This window comes from Lentzea sp. NPDC060358 (assembly GCF_042725365.1).
GTDB lineage: Bacteria > Actinomycetota > Actinomycetes > Mycobacteriales > Pseudonocardiaceae > Lentzea.
The window spans coordinates 1-21800 of record NZ_JBHXCW010000005.1; the positions used below are offsets into that span (position 1 = coordinate 1).

Below are 21800 nucleotides of genomic sequence, written 5' to 3' on the forward strand. Positions count from 1 at the left end.
GTGGGGGCCTTTCTCGTGCTCTCGGGGCGTCACGGCGCCGGGCGGAACCCGGCCTTCTCCGCGTCGGCCTCGGTCCGGAACCAGACGTCGGCGCGGGTGTCGCCGAAGTTCGACGACCCCTCGGTGTAGTAGCGGCGGCCGGTCAGCGTCGCCTTCACCGAGAAGTCCGGCGCCGGGGCGTGACCGTCGGACTTCGGCAGCACCGAACCGGGACCGAACGGCGAGCGGGGGTTGAAGCCCTCCGGCTGCTGGAAGCGGGCCGAGCCGGGCGCCGCGCCGTTCGGGCGGCCGCCGGTGGACGGCGAGAAGCCGACCGGGCGCGGACGGGCCGGCAGCGCCGGGGCGGGCGGGGCCTCCGCCTTCGGCGACTCGAAGGCCTGGAACGCCGGGAAGCTCTGCTGCCGCTGCGGGGTGGTGCGCCGGGCCTCGCGGATCGGCAGGCCCGCCTCGGTCACGCGCTGGGGCAGGTCGGTCGCCACCGGCTCGGGCTCCGGCTCGGGCGGGGCGGCGAGCAGGGGCTCGCCGCTCGGCACGAACTTGGGCACGAACGGCTGGTCGTTGCTCGTGTCCGGCAGCGTGCGGGTCTGGCCGAGGGGCGGCAGCGGCTCGTCGGCCTCGAGCAGCGGCTCGAAGATCGAGCGCGAGCGTTCGACCTTCGGCGCGGCGGGGGCCGGCGCCGGGGCCGGGGTCTCCGTCGCGTGCGAGAACGCGGCACCGACGGCCCGCACCGAACGCTCCTGGGTGTCCTCGACGTCCACGCGCGGCTCGAACGCCGAGAACGGCGCGGGCGGCGGGGCGCCGGGGGCCGTGAACGGCTGCGAGTAGGCGTGCCGGGGCTCCCACAACTCGGGCTCGGGCTCGACGAACTCCTGCAGCACCGGCTCGGGCTCGGGTTCGGGCTCCGGTTCCGGCTCGGGGTCGCGCAGGGAGTGGGCGGACTCCCGCTCCTGCTCGCGCAGGGAGTGGGCCGACTCGGTCTCCTGCTCGTCCTCGTCCGTGCGCTCCTCGGCCAGCGTCGACTCGAAGACGCCGTTGCGCGAGTGCGGCTCGTCGGCGTCGATCGGCTCGATCAGGCCGGTCTGCTCGGCGGGCGTCTCGGGCTCGGTGAACCCGTCCAGGTCACCGGAGATCTCGTCGCGCAGGCCGGGGTACTCGCCGGTGAGGTCGTTGTCGGGCCAGCTGCTCTCCTCGACGGCGATGAACGTCGTCTGCTCGGAGCGCGTGCCCGCGGGCTCGTCCTCCTGCTCGGCGGCCTCGTCGAGGAACGTCTCCTGCTCGTCGTGCGCCCAGACCTCGCGCGGCTGGTAGACGAAGTCGTCGGCCGGCTCGTGGACCTCCGGCGGCGCGGTCGGCCTGCTGACCGTCTCCCCCACCTCGGCGACGGGCTCGACCGTCGGCACGTACGACGTCTGCTCGGCGGGGAGCTCGGGGTGCTCGTCCTCGAAGTCGGCGGCCCCTAGACCGGAGCGCGGCAGGACCGTCGTCATCTCCGCCGGCGTCTCGGCGGGGACCTCGTCCTCCGGCGCGAGGCGCTCGAAGAGCGAACGCGGGCGGTCGTCCTCGGAGTCGGCCAGCGCCTTCTGCTCGGCGAGCTGCTCCTCGAAGCGGCGCTGCGCCTCCTCCGGCTCCAGGTACTGGCGCACCGGAGCGGCGGGCTCCTCGTGCTCCTCCTCGTGCTCCTCCTCGACCTCTGCCTCGGCCTCGGCCGGCTCCTCCACGACGGGGGCGAGCGGGGGCGGCAACGGCACCGGGAGGGGCGCGGGCGCCTTCACCGGCTCACCGAAGTAGGCGGGCGGCTCCGAGTAGGGCGCGGGAGCCGGTGCGGGGGCGGGAACCGGCACCGGGGGTGCCAGGACGGGCGTGGGCGGCGTCAGCACGTCGTCGCTCAGTGACCGCGGCGGCGTGTCCTCCCACTCGTCGACCTCGAAGTCGTCGACGCGGTTCTGCGAGGCGATCGGCGGCGCGGACTTGCGCGCGTCCCGAAGTTGATCTTCGAGGGAGGCGATCTGCTTGCGCGCCGGGCGGACCAACACCACCTGGGTGAGGACCACCCCCGCGACGAACGCCAGCAGAGTCCACAGCCAGACCTGCCCGAAGATGTTCACGGGTAAGACCCTTCTACGACCACACGCCGACCCACTCACTCGGAAGGGTGAGCATGGCCAAACTACAGTGCCTTTGATGATGCTCCGTCACTACGCCGTTCAGCGCAAACAGCCAGCGGAAAGCCCAGCGTAGAGTGGGATTTTGTGCCCCCTCTGACGACCTCGGCCACCACTTCGCCAGAAGTTCACACCCAGGGGCGAGGGGTCACCTACGGCGTACTGGCCTACGTCCTCTGGGGACTGTTCCCGGCGTACTGGCCACTCCTCGTACCCGCCCAGCCGATCGAGGTGCTCGCGCACCGGATCGTCTGGTCGTTCGTCACTCTCGCCGTCGCCGTCGTGCTCCTCCGGCGCTGGCGCCCCCTTCTGGACCTGTCCGGAAGGGGCTGGCTCATCGTCACCGCGGCCGCCGTGCTGATCACGGTGAACTGGGGTGTCTACATCTACGCGGTCAACAGCAACCACGTCGTCGAATCGGCACTCGGGTACTTCATCACGCCGTTGGTCAGCGTGGCACTAGGCATGATCTTCCTCAAGGAACGATTGCGTCTCGCTCAGGTCATCGCGATCGGAGTGGTCGTCGTCGCTGTGATCGTGCTCACCGTCGACTACGGCAGGCTTCCCACGATCTCCCTGGTCCTGGCCGTCTCGTTCGGCGTCTACGGACTGCTCAAGAAGAAGGTCCCGCTCGACGCCGTTTCGAGTCTCACCGCGGAGAGCGCCGTGATCGCCCCGGTCGCACTCGTCTACCTGCTCACACTGGGCGGCGCGAACACGTTCGCGAGCGAGGGCGCCGGACATGCGCTGCTGCTCCTGAGCACCGGCATCGTCACGGTGATCCCGCTGCTGCTCTTCGGCGCGGGCGCCCGGCTCATCCCGTTGACCACCATGGGGATGCTGCAGTACCTCGCGCCGATCCTGCAGTTCGCGTGGGGCGTGTTCGTGGTGCACGAGCCCATGCCGGCCAGCCGGTGGGCCGGGTTCGCCCTGGTGTGGCTCGCCCTCGCGATCTTCATCACCGACGCGCTGAGGAACCGGCGCAGGCAGCAGCCCGCGCCGGTCGCCGACTAGCGGGTGCGCTCGACGCAGTAGGTCGCGAGCTCCTCGAGCGCGTCGCGCGCGGCGCACGGCGGCAGCTTGTTCAGCTCCGTGCGGGCCCGGTCCGCGTACTCCTCGAGCGTCTCGCGCGCCCGGTCCATGCCGGAGGACTTGCGCAGCAACGCCAGCGCCTCGTCCACGAGCTCGTCGTCGGTGATCGGTCCCGCCAGCAGCTCGGCGAGCCGCGTCTCGGCCGGGTCGGTGAGCGCGTAGAGCATCGGCAGCGTCTTCACGCCCTCGCGCAGGTCGGTGCCGGGGGTCTTGCCGGACTCGACCGACGGCGAGGCGATGTCGATCACGTCGTCGGAGATCTGGAAGGCCGCGCCGATCACCTCGGCGTACGCGCGCAGGGCGTCGATCTGCTCGTCGGTGGCGTCGGAGAACATGCCGCCGAACCGCGCCGCGGTCGCGATCAGGACGCCGGTCTTCTCCTCGATCACCTTGAGGTAGTGGGAGATCGGGTCCTCGCCCGGCTTGGGGCCGACCGTCTCGCGCATCTGGCCGGTCACCAGGACCGAGAAGGTCTCCGCGATGATCCGGGCCGCGTCGGTGCCCAGGTCGGCGGTCAGCCGCGACGCGTGGGCGAACAGGAAGTCGCCCGTGAGGATCGCGATGCTGTTGTCCCACCTGGCGTTCGCGGACTCCGCGCCGCGCCGCATGGTCGCCTCGTCCATGACGTCGTCGTGGTAGAGCGTGGCGAGGTGGGTGAGCTCGACCACAGCGGCCGCCTTGATGACGTTCTCGCGGTCCCAGTCGGCACCGAACTGCGAGGCGAGCAGTGTGAAGAGCGGGCGGATCCGCTTGCCGCCCGCCTCCACGAGGTGGAGCGAGGTCTCCGTGACCGGGTGGAACTCGCTCTGCACGACGTCGTGCAGGGTGCGCTCCACCTCGGCCAGGCCGTCTTGGACTACCTCGGTGAGCACGGGGTCCACCAACGCGAACCCCGGTCCCACATGCTCGCTACTGGTCACACCAGCAGACTACGTACACCTAGCTGAGGAACGTGCCGGTACCCGCCCAATCGAGCACCAACGTGGGCCACAAACCGAGCACGAGGGTCACGACGGCACCCAGCGTGATCGCGATCGTGGTGAACGCGCCGGGCACCGTGACGGTCGGGCCGTCCGTCGCCGGGTCGCTGAAGTACATCAGCACGATCACCCGCAGGTAGAAGAACGCCGCGACGGCCGAGGCCACCAGGGCGATCACCACGAGCGGCGTCAGGCCGGCCTCGATCGCCGCGCTGAACACGACGAACTTGCCGATGAAGCCCGACGTCAGCGGGATGCCGGCGAGCGCCAGCAGCAGGAACGTGAAGGTGCCCGCCACGATCGGCGACCGCTTCGCGAGACCCGCCCACTGCGACAGGTGCGTCGCCTCGCCGTCCGAGTTGCGGACCAGCGACACGATGCCGAACGCGGCGATCGTGGTGAAGCCGTACGCCAGCAGGTAGAACATGGTCGCGCTCACACCCTCGCCGTCCGGCACGAGCGCGATCGAACCGATGAGCAGGAAGCCCGCGTGCGCCACCGACGAGTACGCGATCATGCGCTTCACGTCGGTCTGCGTGAGACCGAGCACAGCACCGATCACCATCGAGACGACGGCGACGCCGTAGAGCACGCCGCGCCACTCCCACTGGGTGTTCTCGAACGCCACCGTGAGCACGCGCAGGATGCCACCGAACGCGGCGACCTTCGTGCACGCGGCCATGAACGCCGTCACCGGCGTCGGCGCGCCCTGGTACACGTCCGGCGTCCAGGCGTGGAACGGGCCGACGGCCGCCTTGAACAGCAGGCCCACCACCAGCAGGCCGAAGCCCGCGAACAGCAGCGTGTCGGAGCGGTCTGTGCCGCCGGCGGCGGTCGCGATCGCCGAGAGCTTCACCGAACCCGCGTAGCCGTAGAGCAGGGCCACGCCGTAGAGGAAGAACGCGGACGCGAACGCGCCGAGCAGGAAGTACTTCACGGCCGCCTCCTGCGAGAGCAGGCGACGGCGGCGAGCCAGGCCGCACAGCAGGTACAGCGGCAACGACAGCACTTCCAGCGCGATGAACATCGTCAGCAGGTCGTTCGCCGCGACGAAGGTCATCATGCCGCCGAGCGCGAACAGCGTGAGCGGGAAGACCTCGGTCTGCATGCCGGTCTTCGTCGCCTGCGCGCGGTCCTGGACGGTGCCGGGACGGATCGCGGCCTGGGCCACGAACGCGCCGCCGGGCTCCACCGAGCGGTCGGCGATCAGCAGGATCGACCCGAACGCCAGCACCAGCAGCGTTCCCCACAGGAACAGCGACGGCGTGTCGACCGCGATCACACCCGCCAGCGTCGCCACGCCCTGCGCGGGCTTGCCGTCCGAGTTGGCGTAGAGGACCAGCGTGCCGGTCGCGGCGACGAGCGCCACGAGCGACAGCACGAGCTGCACGGCCCACCGCTGGTGCTTGGGCAGCAACGCTTCCAGCAACACGCTGACGCAGGCCGCGCCGAGCACGATCAGCACCGGCGCGATGGCGCCGTAGTGGATCTCCGGCGCCTCGATCTGTTGCGCCTGAGCGACGAGAAGGTTCACGTCACTTGCCTTCCTGCACGGAGACCGGGTCGGTCACGCCGACCTCGGTCAGCGTCGCCCCGACAGTCGGGGTGATGACGTCGAGCACCGGCTGCGGGTAGAACCCGAGGGCCAGCACGATGACAACGAGCGGCGCCAGCACTGCGATCTCACGCCTGTTGAGGTCGCCGATGGCCGTCTTGCGCTCCGGGTCGCCGACGGCTCCCGGACCGGCGGCGGCACCCAGGAGGGCGTCTCCGCGCAGCGGGCCGGTCATGACCCGCTGGTAGAGCCACAGCACGTACAGGGCCGCGAGCACCATGCCGACGGTCGCGATGATCGTGAACACCGGCTGCGTCGGGAACGAGCCGATCAGCACCAGGAACTCCGAAACGAACGAGTTCGTGCCCGGCAGCGACAGCGTGGTCAGGCCGGAGAGCAGCAGCATGCCCGCGAGCAGCGGCGCCACCTTCGACATGCCGCCGTAGTCGGAGATCAGCGACGAACCACCGCGCGCGATCACCATGCCGATCACCAGGATCAGCATGCCGGTCGAGATCGAGTGGTTGAGCATGTACGACACCGAGCCCACGCCGGCCTGCGACGTGAACGAGAAGATGCCGAGCGCGATGAAGCCGAAGTGGGCGATCGAGACGTAGGCGAGGAACCGCTTCATGTCCCGCTGGCCCGTGGCGAGCAGCGATCCGTAGAGGACACCCGCCACCGCCAGCACGAGCACGAACGGCGCCAGGTCCTTCGACGCCTGCGGGAACATCGGCAGCAGGTAGCGCAACATGCCGAACGTGCCGACCTTGTCGAGGATGCCGACGACGATCACCGTGACGCCGATGGGCGCCTCGGCCGCGGCGTCGGGCAGCCACGTGTGGAACGGCACGAGCGGCGCCTTGATCGCGAACGCCAGGAAGAAGCCGAGGAACAGCCAGGTCTGCGTCGTCGAGTCGGCGTCGCTGACCACCTTCACGAGCGTGGCCCAGTCGAACGTGCCCTTGCCCAGCTCGTCCGACGCCATCGCGTAGGCGCCGATCGCGGAGGCCAGCATGATCAGGCCGCCGAGGAACGAGTACAGGAAGAACTTGACCGCCGCGTACTGCCTGCGCGCGCCGCCGTAGCCGCCGATCAGGAAGTACATCGGGATGAGCATGACCTCGAAGAGGACGTAGAACAGGAAGACGTCGGTGGCGGCGAACACCGCGACCGTCACGGCCTCCTGCACCAGGATCAGCGCGAGGTAGCCGCCCTGCGACCGGCCGGCCGGCAGCTTCTCCGTCCAGCCGGCACCGATCACCAGCGGGATCAGCAGCGCGATGACCGCGATCATCACCAGCGCGATGCCGTCGATGCCGAACTGCAGCCGCACGCCGAACGCCGGGATCCAGTCGACGCCGGTGGCGAGCTGGATGCGGTCGCCGTCCGGGTCGTAGGCGGTCCACAGCAGGACCGCGAGCACGAGCTCGACGAGCGAGAACGCCAGCGCGGCGAGCTTGGCCGTGCGGTCGTTCTTGCGCAGGAACGCCACCACCAGCGCGCCGGCGAGCGGCACCACCAGCAGTGCGATCAGAACCCAGGTCACGAGAACCTCACCACCAGGAGCGCCCCGAGCACGAAGATCGAGCCCAGCAGCATGGACAGTGCGTAGGAGCGGACGAACCCGGTCTGCAGCCTGCGCAACCGGCCGGAGCTACCGCCGAGCAGCGCCGCCGTGCCGTTCACGACACCGTCGACGCCCTTGAGGTCGAGGTACACCAGCGCGCGGGTGAGCCAGGTGCCCGGCCGCGCGAAGAGGGCCTCGTTCAGTGCGTTGCCGTAGAGGTCCGCACGGGCCGCGCGCACCGGGAACGACACGCGCTCCGGGCGCTCGACGGCCTGCTTGCGGCGGCCGAAGAGCAGGAACGCGAGTCCGGCGCCGAGGACCGCGAGCACGACGGTCAGGATCCCGACCATGCCGTGGGAGATCACGCCGTGCTCCTCCTTCAGCTCGCCCAGCGAGGGCTCGAGCCAGCCGGCGAGACGCCCGCCGGAGGAGAGGAACCAGCCGCCGCCGATCGAGCCGACCGCGAGGACGATCATCGGGACGGTCATCGTCAGCGGGGACTCGTGCGGGTGGTAGTCCTTGCCGTTCTCCGCCTTCAGGTCCTTCCAGCGGGGCTGGCCGAGGAAGACGAGGATCAGCAGGCGCGTCATGTAGAACGCGGTCAGCGCGGCGCCGAGCAGTGCGACACCGCCGAAGACCCAGGGCCGCCAGCCCTCTCCGGTGAACGCCGCCGCGATGATGGCGTCCTTGGAGAAGTAGCCCGCGAACGGCGGGATGCCGATCAGGGCGAGGTAGCCGAGCGTCCAGGTGACGAAGGTGATCGGCAGGAACTTGTAGAGCCCGCCCATCCGGCGGATGTTGCCCTCGTCGTTCATGCCGTGCATGACCGAGCCGGCACCGAGGAAGAGCCCGGCCTTGAAGAAGCCGTGCGTCAGCAGGTGCATGATGCCGAGCGCGTACCCGATCGGGCCGAGGCCCACGGCGAGGATCATGTAGCCGATCTGCGAGACCGTCGAGTACGCCAGGACCTTCTTGAAGTCGTCGTAGGCGCAGCCGATGATGCAGCCGATCAGCAGCGTGACGCCACCGATGATCATGACGACCAGGCGGCCGTCCTCGCTCAGGTTGTAGAGCGGGTTCGAGCGGGCGATGAGGTACACGCCCGCGGTGACCATCGTCGCCGCGTGGATCAGGGCGGACACCGGGGTCGGGCCGGCCATCGCGTCCGGCAACCAGGCCTGGAGCGGGAACTGGCCCGACTTGCCGCAGGCGCCGAGGAGCAGCAGCAGCGTGATCGCGAGGACCTCGGCCGAGGAGAACTCGCTGACGCGGCTGAAGACCTCGGTGTACTGCGTGGTTCCGAGCTTGTTGAACATCAGGAAGATCGCGATGGCGAGGCCCAGGTCGCCGACGCGGTTCATCAGGAAGGCCTTCTTGGCCGCCGACGCCGCTTCCGGCTTGTACTGGTACCAGCCGATCAGCAGGTACGAGGCGAGACCGACGCCCTCCCAGCCGAAGTACAGGGTCACGAAGCCGTTGCCCAGCACCAGCAGGAGCATCGCGGAGACGAAGAGGTTGAGGTAGGCGAAGAACTTGCGCCTGCCCTCCTCGTGCGCCATGTAGCCGATCGAGTAGATGTGGATCAGCGAACCCACACCGGTGATCAGCAGCACGAACGTGAGCGACAGCGGGTCGATCCGCAGTCCGAACTCGACGGTCAGCGCGTTGACGTCGATCCAGTCCCACAGGTGCAAGTTCTGCACCCGCTCCTCGGCGTCGGAGATGTCGACGGTCGAGAAGAACAACGCGAGCGCGTAGCCGAACGACGCCAGCAGCGTGGCGCTGCCGAGCAGGTGGCCCCACTTGTCAGCGCGCTTGCCGCTGACCAACAGCACCGCCGCACCGAACGCGGGCAGCGCCAACAACAGCCAGGCGAGAGAAGCGACCCCGCTGGCGGCAACAGGTTCCGTCACCGGTGACCCCTCAGTACTTCAGCAGGTTCGAGTCGTCGACCGAGGCCGAGCGACGCGTCCGGAAGATGGACATGATGATCGCGAGGCCGACGACGACCTCCGCCGCGGCGACGACCATCACGAAGAACGCCATCACCTGACCGTCGAGCGAGCCGTTGATCCGCGCGAACGTCACGAGGCTCAGGTTGACCGCGTTGAGCATGAGCTCCACGCACATGAAGACCACGATGGCGTTGCGGCGCACCAGGACGCCGACCGCGCCGATGCTGAACAGCAGTGCCGACAGCAGCAGGTAGTACGTGGGGGTCACGACTCACTTCCCTTGAGCGCGTGCGAGTCGGGCTGGTGCCCGGCGCCCGCGACGCCGGAGACGTCGTCGGACAGCGTGGACCTGTCGGTCGCCTCGATGACGTCGAACAGCGACTCCTCCGCCACGGTGCCGTCGGGCAGCAGCGCGGGCGTGGCCACCGAGTTCGCGGTGGCGAAGACACCGGGGCCGGGGATGGAGCCGACCCGCTTGCCGTCCTGGAAGCGCTCCTCGACGAGCTCCTTCTGGGTCTTCTTGGCGGGCTTGCCGTCCCTGCCGACGAAGGCCAGGATCATCGCGCCGAGCGCGGCGGTGATCAGCAGTGCCGAGGTGAGCTCGAACGCGAACAGGTAGTCCGTGAAGAGCTTCTGGCCGATGTTGCCGACGTTGCCGCCGTTGGTGGTGTTGGCCTCCGCGAGACCGGCGGGCTCGACCGAGGTGAGCGCGCGGCCCACGGAGCCGACCATCAGCACGGCGAAGCCGATGCCGAGCAGCGCGGCCGCGAGCCGCTGGCCGCGGATGACCTCGACGACCGAGTCCGAGCTGTCGCGGCCGACCATCATCAGCACGAACAGGAACAGCATCATGATCGCGCCGGTGTAGACGATGATCTGCACGAAGCCGAGGAACGGCGCCTGCTGGATCATGTAGAGCACACCGAGGCTGAGCATCGTGACGACGAGCCACAGCGCGGAGTGCACGGCGTTGCGCGCGAACAGCATGCCGAGCGCGCCGGCCAGCGCGAGCGGGCCGAGGACCCAGAACGCGACGGCCTCGCCCGTGGTGACGGTGTCGACCACGCGCTGCACGGGCTCCGGCTGCTGGGCGAGGAAGGTCAGGAGGCTCACTGCTGAGCCTCCTTGCCCTCGTGGGCCACCTTCGCGAGCTGCGGGCCGTTCACGTAGTAGTCCTGCTCGTTGTCGCCGAGCCGCATCGGGTGCGGCGGCTGCTCCATGCCGGGCAGCAGCGGGGCGAGCAGGTCCTCCTTCGTGAAGATCAGGTCCTGGCGGTTGTCGTCGGCGAGCTCGTACTCGTTCGTCATCGTGAGCGACCGGGTCGGGCACGCCTCGATGCACAGGCCGCAGCCGATGCAGCGCAGGTAGTTGATCTGGTAGTCGGCGCCGTAGCGCTCACCGGGGGAGAACCGCGCTTCCTCGGTGTTGTCGCCACCCTCGACGAAGATCGCGTCCGCGGGGCAGGCCCACGCGCACAGCTCGCAGCCGACGCACTTCTCCAGCCCGTCCGGGTGCCGGTTCAGCTGGTGACGGCCGTGGAACCGCGGCGCGGTCACCTTCTTGACCTCGGGGTACTCCTCCGTCACCACCTTCTTGAACATGGTGCCGAAGGTGACGCCGAAGCCTTTCAGGGACTCGAACATCCCTACTCAGCCTCCTTACCGGTGGTGACGGCTGCCGTCTCCTTGGGGAGGGTGGCGACCTTGACCTTGCGCTTGGGCGCTGACTTGGGGACGACGAGGTCGAGCGGCGGCACGGGGAAGCCGGAACCCGCGAGCGGAACGCCCTTGGTGTCCTGGACCTTCTTGTCCGGCAGCAGGAACGAGACCAGCAGCACGAGACCGACGACCACGCCGAGCGCGATGAGCCGCTGCGCCGTGGAGAGCTGCTGGATGGCACCGGTGCGGATGACCGCGACGGCCATGATCCAGACGAGGCTGGTCGGGACCAGCACCTTCCAGCCCAGCTTCATGAACTGGTCGTAGCGCGTGCGGGGAAGCGTGCCGCGCAGCCAGATGAAGAGGAACAGGAAGCCCAGCGTCTTGACGATGAACCAGAGCAGGCCCCACCAGCCGGTGTTCATGAACTCGCCGCTCCACGGGGCGTGGTAGCCGCCCAGGAACAGCGTGGTCGCGAGCGCCGAGACGGTCACCATGTTCACGTACTCGGCGAGGAAGAACAGCGCGAACTTCAGCGAGCTGTACTCCGTGTGGAAACCACCGACCAGCTCCGACTCGGCCTCGGGGAGGTCGAACGGGGCGCGGTTGGTCTCGCCGACCATCGACACGACGTAGATCGCGAAGCTGGGGAACAGCAGGAGGCCGAACCAGCCGGGGAACACCCCGAGCACGGTCGAGGCCTGCGCGTTCACGATGTCGCCGGTCGACATCGAGCCGGTGAACATGATCACCGCGACGATCGACAGGCCCATCGCGATCTCGTAGGAGATCACCTGCGCGGCCGAGCGCAGCGCGGCGAGCAGCGGGTACGGCGAGCCGGAGGACCAGCCCGCCAGCACGATGCCGTAGACGCCGATCGAGGAGCAGGCCAGCACCACCAGGACGCCGACCGGGAGGTCGACGAGCTGCAGCGCGGTCTGCTGCCCGAACAGGTTGACCTCACCCGCGAGCGGGATCACCGAGAACGCGAGGAACGCGGGGATGCAGGAGATCACCGGGGCGAGGAAGAAGACCCACTTGTCCGCGAGGACCGGGCGGATGTCCTCCTTGAACGCGAGCTTCAGGCCGTCCGCGAGCGACTGCAGCCAGCCGTTCGGGCCCACGCGGTTGGGGCCGGGACGCTGCTGCATGCGCGCGACGACCTTGCGCTCCCAGTTGATCATGAACAGGGTCATGACCACGAGGAAGGCGAAGATCCCGACGACCTTGACCAGGACCAGCCAGACCGGGTCGTCGGCGAGGAGCTTGGCGGTCTCGCCGTTCTCCGCCGCGAAGACGTGCTGGATCATTGCTTCACCCCAGAGGACGATCCGCCGCTGACGGAGACGATCGAGCCGTGGCCCGCGCCGAGCGTGGCCCGGACGGTCACGTCACCCGAGTTGGTGGGCAGCCAGATGACGCCCTCGGGCAGGTCGTCGGTCTCGACCGGGAGCGTGATCGCGCCACGCTCCGTGGAGACCGTCACGTGGCCGCCGGTCACGAGGCCGAACTGCGCCGCCGTGGCCTCCGCGATCTTCGCGACGACCGGGCGCGCGGTGCCGGCCAGGTGCGGCTCGTCGACCTGCAGCGAGCCGTTGCCGATCAGGCGGTGCCAGGTGGCGAGCACGACCTTGCCCGGTCCGGCCGGGGACTGCAGCGGCGCGGCGACGTTCAGCGAGGAACCGGTGACGGCGCCCTCGCCGAGACGGGCCAGGTCGGCGGCCGAGGCGGCGGGCGTCTGCGTGAACAGGTCCGCGTCCATCTCCACCGCGAGGGTGTCGAGCACGCGGCAGTCCGGCAGCGCACCGGTGCCTTCGAGCGTCAGGCCGAACTCGCGGCGGCGGCCCTCCCAGTTGAGGAAGCTGCCGGCCTTCTCGACCGCGGGAGCGATCGGGAGGACGACGTCGGCGTGCGCGGTGACCGCGCTCGGCCGCATCTCCAGGCTGACCACGAAACCGGCCCCGGCCAGCGCCTTCTCCGCGAGCCGCGGGTCGGGCAGGTCGAACGGGTCGACGCCGCCGACCACCAGGCCGGACAGCTGACCGGCCGCGGCGGCGGAGAGGATGCCCGTGGTGTCGCGGCCGGGCGTCGCGGGCAGCGAGCCCTCCTCGACGCCCCAGGTGCGCTCGACCTCGGTGCGGGCCGCGGCGTTGCTGACGTGGCGGCCACCGGGCAGCAGGTTCGGCGTGGCACCGACCGCGAGCGCGCCGCGCTCACCGGCACGGCGGGGAATCCACGCGACCTTGGCGCCGGTGCGCTCCGCGAGCCTCGCGACCGCGGTGAACGCGCCGGGGATCACGGCGGCGCGTTCGCCGACCAGGATCACCGCGCCGGGCTTGGACAGCAGCTCGACGACGTCGGAGGCGTGCTCCGGCAGCGCGTTGATGGCGTTCGCCTCGGCACCGGGCACGCAGGCGAGCAGCGTGCCGAAGGTCTTCTCGACGGCCGGGGTCGTGAACTGGCCGAGGTGGAAGACCTTCGTGGTGCCCTTGCGGGCGGCCTTGCGCAGGCGCAGGAAGACGATCGGCGCCTCCTCCTCGGGCTCGAACGCGACCAGCAGCGCGGCCGGTGCGGACTCGATGCCTCCGAAGGTGACTCCGTTGTCCGGGTTGGTGAACACGGTGGTCCCGGACAGGAACTCCAGCTCCTCGGCCGAGTGCGGCCGGGCGCGGAAGTCGATGTCGTTGGTGCGCAACGCGATCCGGGCGAACTTCGAGTACGCGTAGGCGTCCTCGACGGTCAGCCGGCCGCCGGGCAGCACGCCGACGCCGTTCGCCTCGCGCGCCGCCGTCAGCCCCGCCGCCGCGACCTGCAGCGCCTCGGTCCACGACGACTCGCGCAGCTCGCCGCTCTCCGCGTCCCGCACCAGGGGCCGCCTGATGCGGTCACCGGTCGTGGCGTAGCGGAAGGCGAACCGGCCCTTGTCGCAGATCCACTCCTCGTTGACCTGCGGGTCGTCACCGGCGAGCTTGCGCTGCACCTTGCCGCGCCGCCAGTCCGTGCGCTCGGCACACCCGGAGGAGCAGTGCTCGCAGACGCTCGGCGTCGACACGAGGTCGAACGGCCGGGCGCGGAAGCGGTAGGCGGCCGACGTGAGCGCGCCGACCGGGCAGATCTGGATGGTGTTGCCGGAGAAGTAGCTCTGGAACGGCTTCTCCTTGGCCACACCGATCTGCTGCTGCGCACCGCGCTCGAGCAGTTCGATGAACGGGTCGCCGGCGATCTGCGCGGAGAACCGCGTGCAGCGCTGGCAGAGCACGCAGCGCTCGCGGTCGAGCAGCACCTGCGTGGAGATGTTGATCGGCTTCGGGAACGTCCGCTTGTGCTCGTGGAAGCGGGAGTCGCTGCGGCCGTGGGCGATCGCCTGGTTCTGCAGCGGGCACTCACCGCCCTTGTCGCAGATCGGGCAGTCCAGCGGGTGGTTGATGAGCAGCAGCTCCATCACACCCTGCTGGGCCTTGTCCGCGACCGGCGAGGTCAGCTGGGTCTTCACGACCATGCCGTCCGCGACCGTCATCGTGCAGGAGGCCTGCGGCTTCGGCATCGGCCGGCCGCCCATCTCGACCTCGACGAGGCACTGGCGGCAGGCGCCCGCGGGCTCCAGCAGCGGGTGGTCGCAGAAGCGCGGGATGACCGTGCCGAGGCGCTCGGCCGTGCGGATCAGCAGCTCACCCTTGGGCGCCACCACTTCGACGCCGTCGATGACGAGCTTGACGTGACCCTCGGGCACGACGACCTCGGAGGTCGTGCTCTTGTCAGGGGCGATGGTCATGCGTTCGCTCCAGCCAGGACCTTGGAGTTCTGGTCGCAGAGAGCCAGGAACTCGTCCTTGAAGTACTTGATGCCACTGGTGATCGGGCTGACGGCACCGTCACCGAGCGCGCAGAAGGAACGGCCGAGGATGTTGTCGCAGACGTCGAGCAACGTGTCGATGTCGCTCGCCGTGCCGTTGCCCGCCACCATCCGCTGCAAGATCTGCACCAGCCAGTACGTGCCCTCGCGGCACGGCGTGCACTTGCCGCACGACTCGTGCTTGTAGAACTCCGTCCACTTCATGACGGCCCACGGCACGGACACGGTCTCGTTGAAGATCTGCAGGGCGGTGGTGCCCAGCATCGAACCGGCCTCGGCGGCGCCCTCGAAGTCGAGCGGCACGTCGAGGTGCTCGGCGGTGAACAGCGGGGTGGACGAGCCGCCCGGCGTCCAGAACTTCAGCGGGATGCCGTCCTTCATGCCACCGGCCATGTCGAGCAGCTGCCGCAGGGTCGTGCCCATCGGCGCCTCGTACTGGCCGGGGTTCGTCACGTGGCCCGACAGCGAGTAGATCTTCGGGCCGGGCGACCGGTCGCGACCCATCGCGCGGAACCAGTCCGCACCGCCGTTGACGATGAAGGGAACCGAAGCGATCGTCTCGACGTTGTTCACCACGGTGGGCGACGCGTACAGACCCGAGGTGGCGGGGAACGGCGGCTTGAGCCGCGGCTGGCCGCGCCGGCCCTCCAGCGAGTCGAGCAGCGCGGTCTCCTCGCCGCAGATGTACGCGCCGGCGCCGGCGTGGACCACGAGGTCCAGGTCGAACCCGCTGCCGAGGATGTCCTTGCCCAGGTAGCCCTTGGCGTACGCCTCGCGCACCGCCGCGTTGAGGCGGCGGATGCAGTGCAGGACCTCGCCGCGGACGTAGATCGCCGCGAAGTTCGCGCGGATCGCGTACGACGTGATGATCACGCCCTCGATCAGCGAGTGCGGGTCCGCCATCATCGTGGGGATGTCCTTGCAGGTGCCCGGCTCGCCCTCGTCGGCGTTGATGACGAGGTAGTGCGGCTTGCCGTCGCCCTGCGGGATGAAGCCCCACTTCATGCCGGTGGGGAACCCCGCGCCGCCCCGGCCGCGCAGGCCGGAGTCCTTGCACTGCTGGATGAGCTGGTCCGGGTGGGCCTTGAGGGCCTTCGGCAGCGCGGTGTAGCCACCGGTGCGCTCGTAGGTCTCCATGGTCCAGGACCTGGGCTCGGTCCAGCGCTTGGTGAGAACGGGAGTCAGCGGGTCAACCATCTTGTGCCCCCTACTTCTTTTCCGGCAGGGCGGGGAACTCGGCGTCGGACGGCATCTCCGGCGCGTCCCAGCCGCGTTCCTGGGCGATCTTGGCGCCGCGCAACGACTCCGGCGCCGCCGACGGGCCGTCGAGGTCGGCGTCGCGCCCCTCGAAGAACCCGGCGAGCTGGAGCTCGGCCTGCTTGAAGTCGGTGAGCGGGGCACCGCGGGTGGGGTCGGGCTTCTCCCCCGCCTGCAGCGCCTGCACGAGTCCCAGCGCCTTCTCGGGCGTCTGGTTGTCGTAGAACTCGTAGTTCACCTGCAGCACCGGGCCGAGGTCGCACGCGGCGAGGCACTCGGCGTGCTCCAGCGTGATCGAGCCCGGCGTGCCCGGCTCGCCCGCGGTCTCCTCGTGGCCCACACCCAGGTGGTCCTTGAGCTTCTTGTAGATGTCGTCGCCACCGAGGGCCGCGCACAGCGTGTTGGTGCACACGCTCACGAGGTGCTCACCGCAGGGACGGCGCTTGTACATCGTGTAGAACGTCGCGACCGCGCTGACCTCGGCCTCGGTCAGGTCGAGCTGCCCGGCGCAGAACCGGATGCCCTCCTGCGAGACGTACCCCTCCACCGACTGCACGAGGTGCAGCATCGGCAGCAGGGCGCTGCGGGCCTGCGGGTAGCGGGCGACGATCGCCTGCGCGCGGTCCGCGGTGGCCTGGTCGAAGACGACGTTCTCTGGAGCCTGGGTCATCGGTCACAACCACCCATCACCGGGTCGATCGAGGCGACGGACGCGATCACGTCGGCGACCATGCCGCCCTCGCACATCGCGGGCATCGACTGGAGGTTCACGAAGCTCGGTTCGCGCAGGTGCACGCGCATCGGCCGGGTGCCGCCGTCGGAGACGACGTGGTAGCCGAGCTCGCCGCGCGGCGACTCGACGGGCACGTACACCTGGCCCGGCGGGACCTTGAAGCCCTCGGTCACCAGCTTGAAGTGGTGGATGAGGGACTCCATGGACTGGCCCATGATCTTGCGGACGTGCTCGAGCGAGTTGCCCATGCCGTCGCTGCCGATCGTGAGCTGCGCGGGCCACGCGATCTTCGCGTCCTCGACCATCACCGGACCGGTCGGCAGGCTCTTCACGACCTGCTTGACGATCTTGAGCGACTGGTGGATCTCCTCGAGGCGCAGCAGGTACCGCGCGAAGCAGTCCGCCGCGTTCGAGGTCGGCACGTCGAAGGTGTAGTTCTCGTAGCCGCTGTACGGCTCGATCTTGCGCAGGTCCCAGGCGAGGCCCGCGGAGCGCAGGATCGGGCCGGTGACGCCGAGCGCGAGGCACGCGTCGACGGGCAGGTAGCCCACGCCCGCGAGGCGGTTGCGCCAGATCGGCTGGCCGGTGAGCAGCTTGTCGTAGTCCGGGAGCCGCTTCTCCATGATCTTGACGAACGACGTGATCTTCTCGACCGCGTCGTCCGGCAGGTCCTGAGCGAGGCCGCCGGGACGGATGAACGCGTGGTTCATCCGCAGGCCGGTGAGGTGCTCCAGCAGGTGCAGGACCTCTTCGCGCTCGCGGAAGCCCGCGGTCATGCCGGTGAGGGCGCCGAGCTCCATGCCGCCGGTGGCGAGCGCCACGAGGTGCGAGCTGATCCGGTTGAGCTCCATCAGCAGCACGCGGACGGCCTGCGCCTTGTCCGGGACCGTGATCCCGAGCAGCTTCTCGACGCTCATGCAGTACGCCGCTTCGTGGTGCAGCGGCGCCAGGTAGTCCGTGCGCGTGATGAACGTGACGCCCTGGACCCAGTTGCGGTACTCGAGGTTCTTCTCGATGCCTGTGTGCAGGTACCCGATGACGCTGCGCGCGTGGGTGACCGTCTCGCCCTCGAGCTCCAGGACCAGGCGGAGCACGCCGTGGGTCGAGGGGTGCTGCGGGCCGAGGTTCATGACGATGCGCTCGTCCTGGACCGCGTCCGCGAGCACCTCGTCCCAGTCGCCGCCGGTCACCGTGTAGACGGTGCCCTCGGTGGTCCTGCGGGAGTCCGCGACCTCCGCGCTGCCGGTGCTGGTGCGGGTGTCGACGTCGTCCGTGCTGTCACTGCCGGTCGAGCTGGTGTTCGTCCCGGTGGTGACGTCGGAAAGCCGCTCGGTCATGAGTACGACCGCCTCTGGTCCGGCGGAGGAATCTCCGCGCCCTTGTACTCGACCGGAATGCCGCCCAGCGGGTAGTCCTTGCGCTGCGGGTGGCCGTCCCAGTCGTCCGGCATGAGGATGCGGGTCAGTCCGGGGTGACCGTCGTAGATGATCCCGAACATGTCCCAGGTCTCGCGCTCCTGCCAGTCCGCCGTCGGGTAGACCTCGACGAGGCTCGGCACGTGCGGGTGCTCGGCGTCGACGGCGACCTCCAGCCGCACGCGGCGGCGGTAGGTCATCGACGTGAGGTGGGTGACCGAGTGCAGGCGCTGCGGCACGTCGGCGCCGTAGTCGACACCGGACACCGAGCTGCAGAGCTCGAAGCGCAGCGACGGGGTGTCGCGGAAGATCCGCGCGACCTCCAGCAGCGTCTCCGGCTTGAGGTAGAAGGTGATCTCGCCGCGGTCGACGGTGACCTGCTGCACGGTGTCGGCGGGCAGGCCCTTCTCGCCGATCGCGGCGAACAGCTCGTCCGCGACCTCGTCGAACCAGCCGCCGAACGGGCGCTCGGACGGAGCGGCCACGTGGGCGGGCAGGCGCAGGCCGCCGAAGCCGGACGTGTCGCCGGAGCCGGTGACGCCGAACAGGCCCTGGCGTTCCTTGCCCGCGAGGATCGGGGCCTTGGCCTTCGCCTCGTCCCCGTTGGTCTTGTCGAGGTCCTCTCCCGCGCGGTTGACGCTGGAGTGCTCTCCCCCTGGCTCGGTCACTTCTTCCTCGCAAAGCGCTCGGACGACGGGATCAGGTCGGTGCGGTAGCCCGAGTCGGCGAGCGCCTTGGCGCGCACGGCGCCGAGCGGCTCGTCCATGATCTTGGCGTGGATCTTGAGGATCGCGTCCATCAGCATCTCCGGCCGCGGCGGGCAGCCCGGCAGGTACATGTCGACGGGGACGACGTGGTCGACGCCCTGCACCACCGCGTAGTTGTTGAACATGCCGCCACTGCTGGCGCACACGCCCATGGCCAGCACCCAGCGCGGCTCGGGCATCTGGTCGTAGATCTGCCGCAGCACCGGCGCCATCTTGTTGGTGACGCGGCCGGCCACGATCATCAGGTCCGCCTGGCGCGGTGAGGCCCGGAAGACCTCCATGCCGAAGCGGGCCAGGTCGTACCGCGGCGCACCTGTCGTCATCATCTCGATGGCGCAGCAGGCCAGGCCGAAGGTGGCAGGCCACAGCGAGGACTTGCGGGTCCAGTTGACCAGCTTCTCGACACTGACCAGCAGGACGCCGTTCGGGAGCTTCTCCTCGAGACCCATGACTTCCTCAGTTCCAGTCGAGGCCGCCGCGACGCCACACGTAGACGTACGCGAAGCCGACCGTGGCGACGAACAGGACGATCTCCACCAGCCCGAACAGGCCGAGCTTGTCGGCAGCCACGGCGAACGGGTAGAGGAACACCATTTCGATGTCGAACAAGATGAAGAGCATCGCCGTCAGGTAGTAGGCGACGGGCATGCGCCCACCACCCACGACCGGCTGCGGGCTCGGCTCGATGCCGCACTCGTAGGCGTCGAGCTTCGCCTTGTTGTAGCGGCGGGGTCCGATGTAGGGCGCTGCGGTCACCGAGAACAGTGCGAACGCCCCGGCTAGCGCGAACATCAATACGAGGGGGAGGTAAGGGTCAAGCACGCTCCGTCGTCCTTTCCTCGCGGTCGACCGCACCCTAAGGGTGTTGTTCTGCGACTCGTTTGTTAGGCGGGCCTAACAAACGCTTGTGAAACAGTTCACAAGCCTGTGCACACTGTTGTGAAGTGATTCACAAGGTCGCTCGCCAGTGTAGAACGCCTGTAAATGACCTAGATCACAGGGTCTGACCTGGGGCTTTTACATGGCGGACACAAACGAAACGGCACCGGCTCGTATTGAGCCGGTGCCGTCACCTGATCGGAGTAATTCAGGCAGTCGGAGCGAGCTTTGTGGCGGCCACGATGAGGCGGTCCATTGAGTCGCCGTCCTTGGGGTCGTAGAGGCCCGCCAGCAGCTTGAGCACGAGTTTCATCAGGCGCTTTCGCGGCATTCCGTACTTCGTTGCGGTCCGCATGATCGCCGGGTTGCCGATCAGCTTGGAGAAGACGTTGCCGAGCCGGTAGTAGCTGCCGAGCGCTTCCTCGATCCGCACCGGGTAGCCGTGCAGCGCCCGTTCACGGTTGACGCCGGTCCGCGCGAGGGCCTGGACGATCGACTCGGACGCGATCTTGGCCGACTCCATGGCGTAGCCGATGCCCTCGCCGTTGAAGGGGTTGACCATGCCGCCGGCGTCGCCGACGAGCACGAGGCCCGCCCGGTAGTGCGGCTTGCGGTTGAGACCCATGGGCAGCGCGGCGCCACCGATGCGGCTGGTGGCGTTCTCCTCGCGGAAGCCCCACTCCTCCGGGGTGCCGTCGAGCCAGGAGCGCAGCAGCTGCCGGTAGTCGGTGGTGCCGTAGGCCTTCGAGGTGCTGAGGATGCCGAGCCCGACGTTCACGCTGCCGTCGCCCATGCCGAAGATCCAGCCGTAACCGGGCAGCAGCTGCCCGTCCGGCGCCCACAGCTCGAGGTGCGACTCGAGGTAGTCGTCCTTGGTGCGCGGGCTGGTGTAGTAGCGGCGCACCGCCACGCCCATCGGCTTGGCGTCGTCCTTCTGCAGGCCGACGCTCAGCGCCAGGCGCGCGGACACGCCGTCGCAGCCGACGACGATCGGTGCCCGGTAGGTGACCGGGTTGCGCTCCGGCCCCTGCTTGGCCTCGACGCCGACCACGCGGCCGTTCTCGATGATGGCCTTGGTGACCGTCGTGTGCTCGTGCATGCGCGCGCCGGCCGCCTTCGCGGCGTTGGCGAGCATCTCGTCGAAGTCCATGCGCGGCCGCACGACGCCGTAGTTCGGGAACGTGGCCAGGTCAGGCCAGTCGAGCTCCATCGTGACGCCGCCACCGACCACGCGGAGGCCCTTGTTGTGCAGCCAGCCGTTGGACTCGCGGGTGTCGATGCCGAGGTCGATGAGCTGCTTCACGCCCCGGGGCGTGAGGCCGTCGCCGCAGACCTTCTCCCGGGGGAAGGTGCTCTTCTCGAGGAGGAGGACGTCGAGGCCCGCCCTGGCGAGGTAGGTCGCCGCGGTCGAGCCCGCCGGTCCCGCACCCACCACGATGACGTCGGCGTCCTCGTTGATCCCGCGCCTGCTCATCCAGACTCCCTAACGTGTACCGGTCACAGCTCACAGCTCTGTTCGCGACTCTAACCGGCGTTCGCTGAGGGTTCCGGGGACGGTTCGGGGACCAGGCAGGTCGGGCGTGATCGCGGGGTCTGGGCTGGGTGGGGTTGCGGCGTGATCGCTCGACGCGGGGTGTCCGGCCGCCCAGGAGTGTCAGACCCGCTGAGTACGTTGGGTCGCGGGGGGTCCCGATCCCGGGGGGACCCCTGCGTCAGCCTGCCGCTTGCCGGACACAGGCCCGGGGTCGGGTCAGGCGCCCTGCCCGGCGTCCTTCGGCTTCGCGCCGGTGGGCATGGCCTCGCCCGCACCCGCCGCGCCCGAACTCGCCGCGCCCGAACTCGCCACGTCAGCGCCCGCCACGTCAGCGCCCGCACCGGCCGCGCTCGCGCCTGCGGCATCTGCGCCCGCACCCGCAGCGTCCGGA

18 protein-coding genes are annotated in these 21800 nt (G+C 69.4%); 1 reads left to right on the forward strand and 17 read right to left on the reverse strand.

All coding sequences use genetic code 11. The annotated features are described in order from the left end of the window. Positions 1–29: 29 nt before the first annotated feature. Complete coding sequence (locus tag ACFWGZ_RS01950) at positions 30–2105, reverse strand: hypothetical protein (RefSeq protein ID WP_382449570.1); 2076 nt, start codon at positions 2103–2105, stop codon at positions 30–32. A 144-nt stretch (positions 2106–2249) separates the two neighbouring features. Here ACFWGZ_RS01950 and rarD point away from each other — a divergent pair, with 144 nt between their 5' ends. Then, a complete protein-coding gene (rarD, locus tag ACFWGZ_RS01955) occupies positions 2250–3176 on the forward strand; it encodes an EamA family transporter RarD (RefSeq protein ID WP_382449571.1) in 927 nt (308 codons plus the stop codon). Here rarD and ACFWGZ_RS01960 read toward each other — a convergent pair. The 16 genes from ACFWGZ_RS01960 to ACFWGZ_RS02035 form a co-directional block, all read right to left on the reverse strand. Beyond that, positions 3173–4156: a polyprenyl synthetase family protein gene (locus ACFWGZ_RS01960; protein ID WP_382449640.1), complete on the reverse strand. Its 984-nt coding sequence runs from the start codon at positions 4154–4156 to the stop codon at positions 3173–3175. The two genes, rarD and ACFWGZ_RS01960, sit on opposite strands and share 4 nt — an antisense overlap. A 37-nt stretch (positions 4157–4193) precedes the next feature. Beyond that, complete coding sequence (nuoN, locus tag ACFWGZ_RS01965) at positions 4194–5768, reverse strand: NADH-quinone oxidoreductase subunit NuoN (RefSeq protein ID WP_382449572.1); 1575 nt, start codon at positions 5766–5768, stop codon at positions 4194–4196. A 1-nt stretch (position 5769) separates the two neighbouring features. Then, the gene (locus ACFWGZ_RS01970; RefSeq protein WP_382449573.1) at positions 5770–7338 is read right to left on the reverse strand and encodes an NADH-quinone oxidoreductase subunit M; all 1569 of its coding nucleotides are present in this window, start codon (positions 7336–7338) and stop codon (positions 5770–5772) included. After that, on the reverse strand, positions 7335–9272 hold the full coding sequence (nuoL, locus tag ACFWGZ_RS01975; RefSeq protein ID WP_382449574.1) for an NADH-quinone oxidoreductase subunit L: 1938 nt from the start codon (positions 9270–9272) through the stop codon (positions 7335–7337). The genes ACFWGZ_RS01970 and nuoL overlap by 4 nt, the downstream gene beginning before the upstream one ends. A gap of 10 nt (positions 9273–9282) precedes the next feature. Beyond that, positions 9283–9582, reverse strand: a complete 300-nt coding sequence (gene nuoK, locus ACFWGZ_RS01980; RefSeq protein ID WP_030473209.1) for an NADH-quinone oxidoreductase subunit NuoK — start codon at positions 9580–9582, stop codon at positions 9283–9285. Further along, entirely contained in the window at positions 9579–10427 is an 849-nt protein-coding gene (locus tag ACFWGZ_RS01985) for an NADH-quinone oxidoreductase subunit J (RefSeq protein ID WP_382449575.1), read from the reverse strand. The genes nuoK and ACFWGZ_RS01985 overlap by 4 nt, the downstream gene beginning before the upstream one ends. Then, entirely contained in the window at positions 10424–10957 is a 534-nt protein-coding gene (nuoI, locus tag ACFWGZ_RS01990; protein ID WP_382449576.1) for an NADH-quinone oxidoreductase subunit NuoI, read from the reverse strand. Before nuoI ends, ACFWGZ_RS01985 begins: the two co-directional genes overlap by 4 nt. 2 nt (positions 10958–10959) lie before the next feature. Next, a complete protein-coding gene (gene nuoH, locus ACFWGZ_RS01995; RefSeq protein ID WP_382449577.1) occupies positions 10960–12282 on the reverse strand; it encodes an NADH-quinone oxidoreductase subunit NuoH in 1323 nt (440 codons plus the stop codon). Further along, complete coding sequence (locus ACFWGZ_RS02000) at positions 12279–14744, reverse strand: NADH-quinone oxidoreductase subunit G (RefSeq protein ID WP_382449578.1); 2466 nt, start codon at positions 14742–14744, stop codon at positions 12279–12281. Before ACFWGZ_RS02000 ends, nuoH begins: the two co-directional genes overlap by 4 nt. Further along, positions 14741–16021 (reverse strand): NADH-quinone oxidoreductase subunit NuoF, encoded by a 1281-nt coding sequence (gene nuoF / locus ACFWGZ_RS02005; protein ID WP_382449579.1) that lies wholly within the window; start codon positions 16019–16021, stop codon positions 14741–14743. Before nuoF ends, ACFWGZ_RS02000 begins: the two co-directional genes overlap by 4 nt. 10 nt (positions 16022–16031) lie before the next feature. Further along, on the reverse strand, positions 16032–16751 hold the full coding sequence (gene nuoE / locus ACFWGZ_RS02010; RefSeq protein WP_382449580.1) for an NADH-quinone oxidoreductase subunit NuoE: 720 nt from the start codon (positions 16749–16751) through the stop codon (positions 16032–16034). Continuing rightward, positions 16748–18151, reverse strand: coding sequence for an NADH-quinone oxidoreductase subunit D (locus ACFWGZ_RS02015; protein ID WP_382449581.1), 1404 nt, complete (start codon positions 18149–18151; stop codon positions 16748–16750). The genes nuoE and ACFWGZ_RS02015 overlap by 4 nt, the downstream gene beginning before the upstream one ends. Next, on the reverse strand, positions 18148–18897 hold the full coding sequence (locus ACFWGZ_RS02020; protein ID WP_382449582.1) for an NADH-quinone oxidoreductase subunit C: 750 nt from the start codon (positions 18895–18897) through the stop codon (positions 18148–18150). The genes ACFWGZ_RS02015 and ACFWGZ_RS02020 overlap by 4 nt, the downstream gene beginning before the upstream one ends. Beyond that, a complete protein-coding gene (locus tag ACFWGZ_RS02025) occupies positions 18894–19445 on the reverse strand; it encodes an NADH-quinone oxidoreductase subunit B family protein (protein WP_330850143.1) in 552 nt (183 codons plus the stop codon). The genes ACFWGZ_RS02020 and ACFWGZ_RS02025 overlap by 4 nt, the downstream gene beginning before the upstream one ends. Before the next feature lie 7 nt (positions 19446–19452). Continuing rightward, on the reverse strand, positions 19453–19818 hold the full coding sequence (locus ACFWGZ_RS02030) for an NADH-quinone oxidoreductase subunit A (protein WP_030478224.1): 366 nt from the start codon (positions 19816–19818) through the stop codon (positions 19453–19455). A gap of 265 nt (positions 19819–20083) precedes the next feature. Continuing rightward, entirely contained in the window at positions 20084–21349 is a 1266-nt protein-coding gene (locus tag ACFWGZ_RS02035) for a geranylgeranyl reductase family protein (RefSeq protein WP_382449583.1), read from the reverse strand. Between the last annotated feature and the right edge of the window lie 451 nt (positions 21350–21800).

What these genes read in the sequence shown, in the direction of transcription:
- ACFWGZ_RS02035 (WP_382449583.1), bottom strand. Translation starts at nt 21,349, where the DNA reads ATGAGCAGGCGCGGGATCAACGAGGACGCCGACGTCATCGTGGTGGGT.
- nuoH (WP_382449577.1), bottom strand. Translation starts at nt 12,282, where the DNA reads ATGATCCAGCACGTCTTCGCGGCGGAGAACGGCGAGACCGCCAAGCTC.
- ACFWGZ_RS02000 (WP_382449578.1), bottom strand. Translation starts at nt 14,744, where the DNA reads ATGACCATCGCCCCTGACAAGAGCACGACCTCCGAGGTCGTCGTGCCC.
- nuoF (WP_382449579.1), bottom strand. Translation starts at nt 16,021, where the DNA reads ATGGTTGACCCGCTGACTCCCGTTCTCACCAAGCGCTGGACCGAGCCC.
- nuoE (WP_382449580.1), bottom strand. Translation starts at nt 16,751, where the DNA reads ATGACCCAGGCTCCAGAGAACGTCGTCTTCGACCAGGCCACCGCGGAC.
- ACFWGZ_RS02025 (WP_330850143.1), bottom strand. Translation starts at nt 19,445, where the DNA reads ATGGGTCTCGAGGAGAAGCTCCCGAACGGCGTCCTGCTGGTCAGTGTC.
- ACFWGZ_RS02015 (WP_382449581.1), bottom strand. Translation starts at nt 18,151, where the DNA reads ATGACCGAGCGGCTTTCCGACGTCACCACCGGGACGAACACCAGCTCG.
- nuoI (WP_382449576.1), bottom strand. Translation starts at nt 10,957, where the DNA reads ATGTTCGAGTCCCTGAAAGGCTTCGGCGTCACCTTCGGCACCATGTTC.